Annotated in this window: 12 protein-coding genes; all 12 read right to left on the bottom strand. The window is 37.9% G+C overall.

All coding sequences use genetic code 11. The features are described 5' to 3' along the window. Positions 1–11 precede the first annotated feature (11 nt). The 12 genes from ACZ11_RS19780 to ACZ11_RS19725 all read right to left on the bottom strand — a co-directional run bounded on the left by ACZ11_RS19780 (position 12) and on the right by ACZ11_RS19725 (position 12,552). Positions 12–857: an ABC transporter permease gene (locus ACZ11_RS19780; RefSeq protein ID WP_049668249.1), complete on the bottom strand. Its 846-nt coding sequence runs from the start codon at positions 855–857 to the stop codon at positions 12–14. Beyond that, a complete protein-coding gene (locus ACZ11_RS19775) occupies positions 854–1,789 on the bottom strand; it encodes an ABC transporter ATP-binding protein (protein ID WP_049668248.1) in 936 nt (311 codons plus the stop codon). The genes ACZ11_RS19780 and ACZ11_RS19775 overlap by 4 nt, the downstream gene beginning before the upstream one ends. Beyond that, entirely contained in the window at positions 1,789–4,182 is a 2,394-nt protein-coding gene (locus ACZ11_RS19770; protein ID WP_049668247.1) for a DUF7408 domain-containing protein, read from the bottom strand. The genes ACZ11_RS19775 and ACZ11_RS19770 overlap by 1 nt, the downstream gene beginning before the upstream one ends. A gap of 635 nt (positions 4,183–4,817) precedes the next feature. Beyond that, complete coding sequence (locus ACZ11_RS19765; protein ID WP_049668246.1) at positions 4,818–5,705, bottom strand: LysR family transcriptional regulator; 888 nt, start codon at positions 5,703–5,705, stop codon at positions 4,818–4,820. Between the two features lie 68 nt (positions 5,706–5,773). Then, positions 5,774–6,214: a cyclic-di-AMP-binding protein CbpB gene (gene cbpB / locus ACZ11_RS19760; protein WP_049668245.1), complete on the bottom strand. Its 441-nt coding sequence runs from the start codon at positions 6,212–6,214 to the stop codon at positions 5,774–5,776. 251 nt (positions 6,215–6,465) lie between these two features. Then, positions 6,466–6,705 carry a hypothetical protein gene (locus tag ACZ11_RS19755; protein WP_049668244.1) on the bottom strand — a complete coding sequence of 80 codons (240 nt, stop codon included), beginning with the start codon at positions 6,703–6,705 and terminating at the stop codon, positions 6,466–6,468. A gap of 162 nt (positions 6,706–6,867) precedes the next feature. Beyond that, the gene (gene fadH / locus ACZ11_RS19750) at positions 6,868–7,635 is read right to left on the bottom strand and encodes a 2,4-dienoyl-CoA reductase (RefSeq protein ID WP_049668243.1); all 768 of its coding nucleotides are present in this window, start codon (positions 7,633–7,635) and stop codon (positions 6,868–6,870) included. Positions 7,636–7,862: 227 nt separating this feature from the next. Beyond that, positions 7,863–8,675 (bottom strand): protein phosphatase 2C domain-containing protein, encoded by an 813-nt coding sequence (locus tag ACZ11_RS19745; RefSeq protein ID WP_049668242.1) that lies wholly within the window; start codon positions 8,673–8,675, stop codon positions 7,863–7,865. Then, positions 8,668–9,120 (bottom strand): HIT family protein, encoded by a 453-nt coding sequence (locus tag ACZ11_RS19740; RefSeq protein ID WP_049668241.1) that lies wholly within the window; start codon positions 9,118–9,120, stop codon positions 8,668–8,670. Before ACZ11_RS19740 ends, ACZ11_RS19745 begins: the two co-directional genes overlap by 8 nt. A gap of 141 nt (positions 9,121–9,261) precedes the next feature. Then, on the bottom strand, positions 9,262–10,446 hold the full coding sequence (locus ACZ11_RS19735) for an iron-containing alcohol dehydrogenase (RefSeq protein ID WP_049668240.1): 1,185 nt from the start codon (positions 10,444–10,446) through the stop codon (positions 9,262–9,264). A gap of 16 nt (positions 10,447–10,462) precedes the next feature. Next, positions 10,463–11,224, bottom strand: coding sequence for a 3-hydroxybutyrate dehydrogenase (locus ACZ11_RS19730; RefSeq protein WP_049668239.1), 762 nt, complete (start codon positions 11,222–11,224; stop codon positions 10,463–10,465). Positions 11,225–11,235: 11 nt separating this feature from the next. Then, the gene (locus tag ACZ11_RS19725; RefSeq protein ID WP_049668238.1) at positions 11,236–12,552 is read right to left on the bottom strand and encodes a GntP family permease; all 1,317 of its coding nucleotides are present in this window, start codon (positions 12,550–12,552) and stop codon (positions 11,236–11,238) included. Positions 12,553–12,602: the final 50 nt, after the last annotated feature.

The raw sequence follows: 12,602 nt of genomic DNA, 5'->3' as shown, positions 1-12,602 counted from the left end.
AACATTCCTCCTTATCGATTACTTTTCATATTGGCACGTAATTTTTTAATCGCAATTGTTAAACAAATAACAATGATCAATGAATAAGTTATTAAATAGCTAATCCATACAGGTAATTCCACCCCCGAAACTTGCACTAAAGCATCTCCCATAGATGATGAAGTAAGCGTAAGCATTAATGCACCTGGGTTAATAGAAGCCCAGAAGTAAGCCATATAGGAAGTACTAGTACCTACGGCATTACCCATCTGATTGAAGGCCATTGATAAGAAGAAGAAAAACGCTGTAATGCCACCTAAAAAGATGATCGTGCCGTACGTAGAAATCATCGCAACAATTGTTCGCTTTGTAATGGTTGAAAACATAACACCAATGCTACCAATTGCTACAACTGTTAATAAATAAAATAAAAATATCGAGATTAATTGAGACGGTGATACGCCTCCAAATAAAAATACTAAACTATACAATGGTAACCCTGCGATAAGCATTAATACTAAAAATGCTACCGAGGATAATAATTTCCCAATGATGATTTGAGTAGAGCTTTGTGTCGTTGTTAATAAAATATTTAATGTTTGCTTTTCTCTTTCACTACTAATTGCACCGGCAGTTAAGCTAGGTGTAATGAAAAGAATAAGAGCCATTTGTAATATTGTTAAGACAGCAAACATCATAAAGCTTATTTCTGGTTTAAAGAAACCCTTGCCTGTGAATTCAGTTGTTATAAGCAAAAATCCTGCGATAAAAATACAAATAACCGCTAAATAAAACATTAAACCCGAAAAGCTTTTAAAAGAACGGAAGCGTAACTTCAATTCTTTTACGAATACCGGATTATAAAATCGTTCCATCATTGATTGTCCGCTCCCTTCGTAATAGCCATAAAGACATCCTCTAAATCTTTTTCCTCTTCACTTAATGCATAAATAGGTAAATTCGCAAGTATCGCCTTTTTCAATAGTGCTACCTGATCGTCATCTGCTCCTCGGTAATTAAAGGCTATCTCTAAGCGATTATCCATTACATCTATAGAAGAAATCAGTGGATCCTCCTCCAAAAATGCACGTACCTCGTTTAAACGATCCGTTGCTTTTACTACGATACGCTTCTCCCCCTGTAGCTGTGCTTGAATGGAAGCCACATTGCCATGAGCGATAAGCTTACCATTATCAATCACACCGATTTCATCACACATTTCTGCAAGCTCAGGCAAAATATGTGATGAGATTAATATCGTTTTTCCCATAGATTTTAAATTCCGTAAAATATCTCTCATTTCTACTCGGGCACGTGGATCCAAACCTGAAGCAGGTTCATCCAAAATTAATACTTTAGGATCGTGGATAAGTGCACGCGCCAAACATAGACGCTGCTTCATCCCACGTGACAGTAAATCAACATATTCATTACGTTTATTCGTTAAATTTACGAGCTCTAGCAGCTGTGGAATAAGTACTTTTCGTTCAGCTGCCCCAATGCCGTAGCTAGCACCGTAAAAGTCTAAGTATTCGTCTACTTTTAGTTGATCATAGACGCCAAAGAAATCTGGCATATAACCAATTTGTTTTCGGACTTCCTTCGGTTCCTTAATAACGCTTTTCCCATTGATAATGGCATCACCTGAAGTTGGAGATAGCAAGGTTGCTAAAATCGAGAATGTAGTCGATTTACCTGCCCCGTTGGCACCTACAAAACCAAAGACAACCCCTTCCTCTAAAGATAGATTCAAATGATCTAGTGCTGTAAAGGAGCCGTATCTTTTCGTTAAATCACGAATTTCAATCATTATTTCGCCACTCCCTTCAGCTCTACATCTGGTAATTTTGTTTCCTCACCTGTTTGATCTGGTCCGAATTTAATCTCAATCAGCAATTCATCATTATCATTGAAGTATTTTTTTATGTTATCTGTAAACACCTGTTTCGCATCTACCAATGGCTCATAAGTTTTCGTCTCGTTATTCCAAATCGATAGTTGCATACGTTCAATATCCTTATTTGAAACTGTTAATTCGTTTAATGTTTGAACTGAATTCATAAACTTATCTGGCATCGCAATGGATACTTCATATAACCCATCAGATAAGCGCCAACTATTTAACTGTTCATCTATTTTTTCAGCATACAAATTAGGAGATAGTGGGTTTACTGAATACGTAAAATTGTTGCGTTTCATCGTAAATGGACCTGATAGCTCTACTTTGCCATCAAATGGCTGAACAAAATAGGAAATCGGAGACATACTGGCACCTGTTTCTAGCTCAACCCCAGCAATTGCTTGGTCTGCCCATGCTGTAATGACAGGTTTTTTATCATTTTCTACAAGCGGTATCGCCATAGATTTCATACGCTCAATACGTGAAGGATTTACGTCTTCCTTCTTTGTTGGATAATTATTAAAATTGTAACCTGTAAAATCAGATGGTTTTTGAAGAACCGTTGCTTTTAGCTCTGTGTCGACTTTTAGTGTACCGTTCGCTTCAATGTCGCCAAGTTTAACTTCTTTAATGCCAGAGATTAAAGTAACGTCCTTTAGGGCAAACGGGAAATTGTTCTTAATTGTCCCAGTTAGCTTTTCATTTTTTAACGTAATATCAATATCCATCTTCCCAATATTTTGTGCTGCTGACTTCCCTGCAAACGACTGCACAGACCAATAGCTTAAATCACGTAGTGTTAACGTTGAACCATTGGCATTTTCCTTAATATAGGACATTTCATGTAAATCCCCCATTTGCCCTGCAAACTCATTAAAACTTCGCAGCGCGAATGCACTAGTATTCTTATCTGCATTAACAACAAAATCACCACTACGATTTGTTAAAATGGACTCTACATAATAACCATTTACACTACTATCTTCATTTACTTTAAAAAATGCAGATTGTTGAATTTGCGGTTGCCCAATTCGATCTTTTGCACCAAAAATAAATAGAGCAATAGATAACACAATTGATATCACAGGAATTATCCACCATGCATGCTCACGTTTGTCTATTTTCTTTAAAATGAAATATAAAATAGGTCCGATAATTAAAATATATAAAATAATAACTATTAGCATATAGCTAACAGATACTTCAAACGAAGGGAATAATTCATTTATGTTACGTAGGTCAAATGAAATTTGATCCACCGGTGACTGTCCGTTAATCATCACCCCTTGTTGTGACAGCTTTTGAATATTTATCAATTTTGCCACTAGTGCAGGGTAGCCATCCATAGACGCAAGAGGTTGATCCCCTAAAGAAAAGGCGGTTTGAATAATTTCTCCACTGCCTACTTTTTTCTTAGATGCTAAAACCTTATTGTTATCTGTTAATACAGGAACACTTCCTTGCTTTTCAGTTGCCCCATAAATAGAAATAGGTTGTGTAAAGGTTTTTCCGCCTGATAACTTTGATAGGCTATCTGCAGAAACGGATGTCATTTGCTCGGATAATGCTAATGGTAAATAATCCTTGAAAATACCTGCTGTTGCATTTACTTGATCAGCAGCCCCTACTAGTAATGTTCCGCCATTCTGTACCCAATTTAGTAAGGACTCTTGTTGCTTTTGCGATAAATCAGCAATGGCAATTTCATCGATGACGATTACATTCGCCATTGCAAACCCTTGTGTATCCTCCGGCAGTGTATAATCCTTGATTTGATTTAAATTGAAAACTTCAACATTATTTTGAGGAGCTAATTGAGATAGCCTTAAAAATGCTGATAAACGATCACTTTTATCCGTTAATGTATAAATAAAAACTGATGAAGGATCTAAAAGGTTACTTTGCAGCTGCTTTGTTCCTTTATAAGCAACCTTTTTTCCTTTTTCTATACCTCCATCAAAAAACGCAAAAGCTTTTGCATTCGAGTTATAGTTATCAATACCTTCTAGATAAATATCAAACGTTTTCTCTTCTCCTGCCGCTATATCTATTGGCAGTACTTGTGCTGTTGCAGCTTGATAGGAAGAGGAAGCATTGATGACCATATCTCCAGAAAAATCTGCTCCATTATTTTTTACCGTTACTTGAAGTGGCACAGCTGATTGATATTTAGCTTTACCTGCAATCCCTACCTTAGCCTGGACATCTAATGTAGCTACTGCACTTGCCCGCTCCATTGGTAGTATAAAGCTAATAACAAGCATGAATAATAGTATGAGTGCCGTTATTTTCGTTTTTTTCAAAAACTCAACCCCTTTTTATGTAAATTGTTGGCTACATAATTATACGTTTTAAATTGCATTTTGTTCCATTTCTTACGACATCTTCATGAATATTCATAAACTCTTAAGAATTAACTAATTACCATAGTTAGGGATGATATTACGTATGCATGTAAGTTGATTGGAGTGGAGGCTAAGAAAGAGGACTCACACACGGTTTTGTGTATGAATCCTTTTTGCTCTTTGGAAGGTGCATGTCGATAAAATCAATTATACCTTGGCATAATTGCGTCCTGAATCAGCTTTGTGCTTGCACAAAGAACTTCTTTCAGCTGATGTTTGGACATTCGCTGAAAGAAGTTAAAAGTTGAGTGATAAAACGTGAAAGTTAGTCGATAAAATTCAAAAGTTGGATGACATTTTTTTAAACCTATGTCATGCGGATAAATTGATTGGAGTGGAGACTGGGCGACTCCTTGGGGATTAGCGTCACAGATGAGACCCTGGAGCGAGCAACGCGAGTGAAGCGGCTCATCGGACGCCCCCAGGAAAGCGCCCGGTCGGAACGGAAATCAACCCCACGCTATGGTGAGATTAAGAATCGGATAAAAAAAACAGCCCCAAGTGAATCACTTGAGACTGCCTTAATATTATTCTTATTTCGTATAATCAAACAAACATCGCGCATGGTCTTGCACTACCTCTACAAAGGCCTCTACTTGTCGTAACTCAAATGAAGATTCATAGCCAATTAACCAAGTATCACGCGTTAAACCAAATTCTTTTTCATTATTCGTTAATGCAATTTTATTAATACCATCATGGTCATTTAAAGTAATGGAAGGTAAAATAGCATAACCAATGCCGTTCAATGCCATTTGCTTACAAATTTCAATCTGATCAACTAAAATTTGCTTTCTTGGGTTTGAAGCGAAATGCTGCTGCCACCATTGTTGAATTTCCTGATAGTAATTGGAATCACTTTTAAATTGAATAAAAGGTCGGTCAGTCGTTAAGACATCTTCTATAGTTTTCAGCTCTTTATCTACTAAATAAAGGGTGTCACGAAAAAGGTGAATTTTTTCCCCTTTCCAATCAACCTGCCCACGTACAATTCCTATATGAGCCTCACCCTCATAAAGCGCTTTTACAATTTCAGAGCTCCAGCCTGTCATAAGAGAGATTTTTGCCTCAGGATATTTCGATACAAATTCCTTTAATATTATCGGAAGCCAGTTTTGGCCGACAATCGATGCACAGGCGATTTTCAATGTCCCGTTTACTTTCGTCGTTAATGATTGGATTGTTTCAAAAATCTCTTCTTTTTTGCTGAGCATTTCAGTTGCATAGGCAATAATAAGCTCTCCAGCAGGTGTCGCCGTAAGTCCTTTTTGCGAACGAATAAATAACTGCGCACCCCAGTCCTTTTCAATAGTTTGCAGCCGTTGAGAAAGTGCTGGTTGAGATAAAAATAAACGTTCTGCTGCTTTACGCATATTACGTTCCTCTGCTAGTACTTTTAAAATTTCAGCCTCCGTTGCCATCAATCAGTAAACCTCCGATACAAGCAAAGAGGGCCTCATGATTTTCATCTGAGTCCCCTCTTAAACTACTACTCTTTTTGATAAATATATTTTTTCAATTGCTTTAATATAACACGTCTCGTTAATATTCCCGCAAATGTTCCTTCTTCGTCCACAACACATAAAAAGGCGTGATTAATAACTAAGTCGAGAGCTCGCTGAAAAGTATCCGTCAACTTTAATACAGCAATATCTTTCTCCATTATTGTATTCACTTTAATATCGGGTAACTTTTCATATTCAATATGTTCTAGTCCAAGAATGGATTCAGTAATCATTTTCATACTTAGTAAACCTTGAAGTCGATATTTCAAATCTAAAACAGGTATCGATGAATACCCTGTACGTGTAAGTACTAGGAGTGCATGTTCCGCGCTATTTCCACTTTGTACATGCGCAACCTTTTCAGATGAAATAATAAAATCACTAATTGGCATTGCTAATAAGTCTTTGCTGTTAGTTGAAATCATGAACTTCTTCTCCTTTTCTGTCCTCGCTTTGCAGAACAGGATGATTCCCTTTTATCATATCATAACTATTCCTTTTATGACCACGACAAGACCGAGAAGAGTTTTTTAGAAGCAACGAATTATTTTAGCATTTTGAACAAAACTAAGTATGGAAAGTGCATATATAACGGGGATTATATTTGAGGACGATGGAGAAATATCTTCATTCAGCCATATTATAAAATATGAACTGAATGAAGATATTATTTTAATTAATATCCTGCTTTACTCCAGTAATAAAAAATCATTATCCCTAAAAAAAGTAAAAAAATGATATATACCCAAACAACTGGATTGAGCATTGTCGCATACTCTTCAACGGTTTCTGAAATCGGCGTATCATTTTCTGATTTCCGTTGGGACGTCATCTTGGCAATTTTCAGCGTTGACACAAGCGAAATGGCAGAAATAATCGTAATGGCAATAAGAGCCGGTATTAACCACATACCCATAGGCAAAACTCCTTTCTTTGCCCTTAGTATGCGTCAACCCGGCTCTCCATTATGCAAAGATTTTTGTTATGAATTATGCCTCGGCATAATTGCCGCTGTCGCGCAGAAAACACTTGCCGCTGTCGCTATGCTTTCGCTACATAAAACACTTGCTTAAAGAAGTTAAAATGGATACTGATTGAGCCATTGCCCTCCATCAAGCGTCACACATTCACCGTTCATATAACTTGCTTTATTAGACATAATAAATGTAGCTAAATCTGCAATTTCTTCAGGAGTACCGGTACGACCTAATGGAACTGAGTCTAGTGTACGGGCAGCTGCAGCCTCTGACTCCCAGAGCTTTTCTGCACCACCTGTACGCTCAATTGGACCAGGAGCAATCGCATTTACTCGAATGCCATATTGTTTCCCCCATTCAACAGCTAGTGTTCGAGTCAATGACAATACACCTGCTTTAGCCGCCGCAGAATGAATAACACCAGCACCTGCATTCCATGCGTAAGTTGCAACCATATTAAGAATAGATCCCTTAATATTATTTTGAATCCAGTACTTACCGACTGCCGAAGAACAATAGAATGTCCCATTTAAAACAATATCAACAACAGCTTTCCAACCATTTGGTGATAAATCCTCTGCACGCACTATAAAATTACCAGCCGCATTATTCACAAGCCCATCAACTTGTCCAAACTTTTCAATAGCAAATGCTAGCATTGCCTCAGCATGTTCAGGCACTCGAACATCCATTTGGAATGTTTCAATCGTTTTTCCGGCCTCTAAAATAAAGGCCTTCGCCTCCGCTAATCGCTCCTCGCTACGACCTGTAATAACAACATTTGCCCCTTCCGCAACGAATTGCTTAGCCATATAAAGCCCCATTCCATTTGATCCGCCAGTAATAATAATTGTTTTCCCCTGCAACATACGATTTCCCCCTCTGAAAAAATGAATGATGATTCATATAAATTTTACTATATTTTCTCGTATATGTCATATTAATTCTGCAAAACAACATGAAGTAGTTCTACTAGCAGTGATTCTTAAGTTGAGGGGTATTCGCTTTACTTTCTCGGGTAAATCAATGGCGTGCACTGGTATCCGCTTTGCTTCCAAGGGAATTCCACCGTCCCGCGCAGGGATTAAAGACTTGCTTATTGATTACTTGCTCTAGTGGCTTCCTTTGCAATATTAACTTTCCAAAAAATTATGGTGGTGCTATCTCTGACACCATTTTTTTTGATATTCTTTAACATTGACCTGATGCTCTGTTGATCCTCAGAGTTGAAGAAGGAATTATAAATGTTAATAGGGTTAGAGTATGGTTCATGAGGACATTCAAGCAAGCCATCTGTGGTAAGAAAAAGGCGATTTTCTCCTTTTCTTAGTTCTTTAATTCCAACACTATAACAAGGGACGTCCTGTTCAAAAGTATTGACTTGTCCTATCCATTCGTAAAATTGCCTTTGATTTAATTGAAACTGACCTAATGCAGCCAATTCTTGATGAAATAAAAAAAGAACACAGTCTCCAACTGAAAACCACCATACATATTTATCTTTTCTTACGACAATTAAACACGCAGTTTCTCCAGTAATATTCCTGCAACTAGACAAGAACTCTTTAGATTGAAATAAAGTTAAAATCTTCTCTTCAAGCCTTTTAAAGGTTTGATAGTTTGTCGGTAATGATAATAAATATTTAATTTCATCTTTATAATAAAAAAATTGCTCGATAATTATTTGAGCACTCTCAGATGTATTGTGAGCATCCAGTATTACAGAAAATTCCCAATCTTGCTTTTCATCGAGCCATACTAAACAACCATCTTCGTTTTTATATTGTCCTGCATCGGAGTTTCCACCATATCGCCCAACAATAACATGTTTAATTTGATAAACATTTGGATGATCTACGAAGTCATCTTGGCTACCTATCCAACTAAAATCTTCTATAGAATCACTCATCTGCATTATTCTCCAGATATGATCTAATACGTGTACAAACTTTAACAACTTCGCTATTGTCGCCCATCGGAGCATCTTCCCAGTCATAAACATCATTTGGTCCCCAATACTGTTTGGGGGTATTAGGATATCGGGGAACTAAATGCATATGCAAATGTGGCACTGAGTTTCCAGAGACCAATGCATAGATATGCTCTGCCTTTTCACACTCCATAATTGCCTTACTAACTCTAGCCATAATAACACCAAATGCTTGTGCCTCTTCTATAGTCATATCTCCGAGAGTAGGGGCATGTCTCTTTAAATCTATCATGATATGACCTAAATAATTGGGCGCTCCATCACTGTCTATATGCCCAACATAAACATATTCGTCTTCATAAATCATAACCCCTGAAGCTTGTATGTTGCCGGCATGTTTATTGCAAATAAAACATTCCTCCATTAATCCCCACTCCTTTGTTCGAATTTTCAAAATTATAACACACCCATTTATTAATTGGTATATTTTTCCGGAAAAATAAAAATAGAGATACAAATTACATATAATTTGTATCTCTATTTTAGACAGTTTCTTTTCAAATTCCTAAAACTCATAATGATAAGCAATTTTATAAAGCTCCATTAGCTCTCCCTGAGTTGGAACCTTAGGATTATTTCCAGGGCTACCGCTGGCAATTGCATCAGCTGTCATTTTTGGAATAGCTGCATAAAAGGCTTGTTCATCAATTCCCCATTGTTTTAAATTCCCTATCTCCATCTTCTTGCACATTTCCTTAATCGAATCTATAGCTAAATCGGCAAGCTCCTCTTGAGATAACTGCTCATTCTCTTTATTAAAAAATTTACCTAAATCCGCCAGCCGATCGACACAAGTATCCTTTGAAAATTCTAAAACCGCTGGCAGGAGCATGGCATTTGAAATACCATGTGGCACATGGAATAGCGCTCCTATTGGACGAGACATGCCATGTACTAAAGCGACAGAAGCATTTGAGAATGAAAGACCTGCTTGCATTGAACCTAGCGACATCGCTTCCCGAGCTTCAATATCATTACCTTGCTCATAAACTTTTAAAATATTATTAACGATTAACTCCATGGCTGATAGTGCAAGTACATTCGAGTAAGGATGTGCTAAACGAGATAAATAACTTTCGATGGCATGACTTAATGCATCGATACCAGTCGCCGCAGTGATAGAGGGTGGAGATGTAACCGTTAAAATCGGATCTACAATAGCGATGTTTGGCATAAATGCAGGCTGCTTAATCATCATTTTCACATCATTTTTCGTATTAGTAATGACGGTTGCATCGGTTGCTTCTGAGCCAGTTCCTGCTGTTGTCGGTATTGCGATATGTGGAATCGGTGCTTGCTCTGCAATTTTTGCCATTTTCATATAATCGCCAATATAGCCATCATTCGTTGCAACTACTGCGATTGCTTTTCCTGTATCGATACAGCTTCCGCCACCGACGGAAATAATAATATCGCAACCCTCAGATTGTAAAATATGAAGTCCTTCTGCTACATACGTATCCACTGGTTCCGTTGTTACACCTAAATACGAAACCGCTTCCAATCCACTAGCTCTTAATAAAGCGCTACATTGATTAACAAAGCCTAAGCTATCCATTATTGGATCACTAATGATAAGAGCCTTAGTCCCCATTTTTTTTGCATATACGCCTACTTCTTCAAAAGAATCTCGTCCATAAACGATCGTTCCTGGCGAATGAACCGTATAGATTGTTTTTGTTTGAATCATATCTAATCCCCCTAAGCTATTGTGCTGTATAACCACCATCCAAAATTATTGCTTGACCTGTTATACCCTTTGCCATATCACTAGCTAAATAAAGCGCAAGTCCTGTAATTTCTGATACATCTAGTAAGCGTTTTTGAGGAACGAGTGGATAAAGCACCTGCTCGAGCACTTCCTCTACTTGAATGCCTCTTGTCTTTGCCAAATCCGTAAACTGATTACGTACTAATTCTGTGTCGACGTACCCTGGACAAATCGCATTAACTGTTATCCCCTCAATTGCAACCTCTAGTGCCGCCACTTTCGTTAGACCGACAAGTCCATGTTTGGCTGCATTGTATCCGGCCTTACCAGCAAACCCAATAACTCCATTAATAGATGCCATATTAATAATGCGTCCGAACTTATTTTTCTTCATATGTGGTAAGACATATTTTATTGCTATAAAAGGTGCAACAAGCATCACTTTTTGCATGGATTCGAAGATTTCTGTCGCGAAATCCTCTATTAGAGAAACGTGCTGAAACCCTGCGTTGTTGATTAAAATATCTATTGTCTTAAACTTTTCAACAGTAAAGTCAATCGCATCACATATTGCCTGTTCATTCGCAACATCACATGTGTATGCAGTTAATTGCGGATTGTGTTTAATTGCCTCCGCTAAAAGCTGTTCATTAATATCTGTTATTACTACATTCGCTCCCTGCTCAGCAAACGCTAGTGCCATGGATAACCCGATACCACGGGCTGCTCCAGTTATAAAAACTGTTTTTTCTTTCACGCAATACCCTCCTACATTCCAAGTGAGAATAATATGATAGCGATCAACGTACCTACGATAGGTATAATGACGGTTAAAGCACCAAATGGCATATAAGCATCTTTATGCTTTTCATTACATACCGAATTGATGGTTGTTACTACATAACCACCGTGTGGCAATGAATCGAGAGAGCCTGATGCAATAGCAATTGTACGGTGCAATGCCTCCGTATCAACTCCCATGTCAATATAGTGTGGAGCAAGTAAAGGCAATGCAATTGTTTGTCCACCTGAAGCCGAGCCTGTTAAACCTGCTATTACAGCGATGGCTAACGCACCGCCAATTAACGGACTTCCAGGAATATTAGTCATAACGTCAACAGTTGCTAAAAATGATGGTGTAGCTTTCACCACACCTCCGAAACCAACTACAGCTGCCGTATTAGCGATAGCTACAATAGCCCCCATAGCACCAGCTGTTAGTGTCGCACCGACAGACTTGGAATATTTATAGCTCACTAGATAAGCCATAATACATCCGCTTGTTAATGCTACAATTAAGGCTGAAGTTCCTAGAGATTCGTGGAACACAAAGGAAATGCCTAAAACTACTACTAGTGGTACGATACTTAAAATTGGACTTGGAAGTTTACGAGATTCGTCAACAACTGGATCAGTAGATCGGGCAATAAATATCTCTCCTTTTTTTACTGCACGTTTGATCATCCAATTTAGCCATAGTGATCCACAAGTAGCCATAAAAATTGCCACAATTAAACTTACTACCCATCCAGCATATGGCGTTGTACCAAGGTACGGAATAGGAATCCAGTTTTGAATTTCCGGTGAACCTGCTGAGGTCATCGTAAAGGTTACAGAACCTAAGCCAAGTGCAGCAGGAATAAAGCGACGAGGGAAATTAGCTTGCTTGAATAAACTGATAGCCATTGGATATACAGAAAAGGCTACGATAAACACTGAGACACCACCATACGTTAGTACTGCTGCTGCAGCTACTACTGCATAGGCTGCATATTTCACTCCAATTTTTTCTACAATCCATTTAGAAACACTATCAGCTGCTCCCGTATCTTCCATTACCTTTCCGAAAATGGCTCCTGCCATGAACATTAAATACCATGAACCAACGAATCCAGTGAACCCATCCATATAACTTGTTAAGAAGTTAGCTTGATTCTCATCAGCTGTTTGTGGAAAAAATGCTAGACCATTCGTTATCGCTGCTATCAATGCAGTCAATGGTGCTGAAATCAGTAAATTTACGCCCCTCATTGTTAAATACACAAGTAAAGCTAAACTACCAAAAAGCCCAATGTATTCTAACATCCAAATCCCCCTCTTATTCTTTTAGAAAGAAAGAGCTGTAAAAGAATACA

Origin of the sequence: Lysinibacillus xylanilyticus (assembly GCF_001183605.1) — a bacterium.
Lineage (GTDB): Bacteria > Bacillota > Bacilli > Bacillales_A > Planococcaceae > Lysinibacillus > Lysinibacillus xylanilyticus.
This window is presented reverse-complemented; position numbering and strand designations above follow the sequence as displayed.

What these genes read in the sequence shown, in the direction of transcription:
- ACZ11_RS19780 (WP_049668249.1), bottom strand. Translation starts at nt 857, where the DNA reads ATGATGGAACGATTTTATAATCCGGTATTCGTAAAAGAATTGAAGTTA.
- ACZ11_RS19775 (WP_049668248.1), bottom strand. Translation starts at nt 1,789, where the DNA reads ATGATTGAAATTCGTGATTTAACGAAAAGATACGGCTCCTTTACAGCA.
- ACZ11_RS19765 (WP_049668246.1), bottom strand. Translation starts at nt 5,705, where the DNA reads ATGGCAACGGAGGCTGAAATTTTAAAAGTACTAGCAGAGGAACGTAAT.
- cbpB (WP_049668245.1), bottom strand. Translation starts at nt 6,214, where the DNA reads ATGATTTCAACTAACAGCAAAGACTTATTAGCAATGCCAATTAGTGAT.
- ACZ11_RS19755 (WP_049668244.1), bottom strand. Translation starts at nt 6,705, where the DNA reads ATGGGTATGTGGTTAATACCGGCTCTTATTGCCATTACGATTATTTCT.
- fadH (WP_049668243.1), bottom strand. Translation starts at nt 7,635, where the DNA reads ATGTTGCAGGGGAAAACAATTATTATTACTGGCGGATCAAATGGAATG.
- ACZ11_RS19745 (WP_049668242.1), bottom strand. Translation starts at nt 8,675, where the DNA reads ATGAGTGATTCTATAGAAGATTTTAGTTGGATAGGTAGCCAAGATGAC.
- ACZ11_RS19740 (WP_049668241.1), bottom strand. Translation starts at nt 9,120, where the DNA reads ATGGAGGAATGTTTTATTTGCAATAAACATGCCGGCAACATACAAGCT.
- ACZ11_RS19735 (WP_049668240.1), bottom strand. Translation starts at nt 10,446, where the DNA reads ATGATTCAAACAAAAACAATCTATACGGTTCATTCGCCAGGAACGATC.
- ACZ11_RS19725 (WP_049668238.1), bottom strand. Translation starts at nt 12,552, where the DNA reads ATGTTAGAATACATTGGGCTTTTTGGTAGTTTAGCTTTACTTGTGTAT.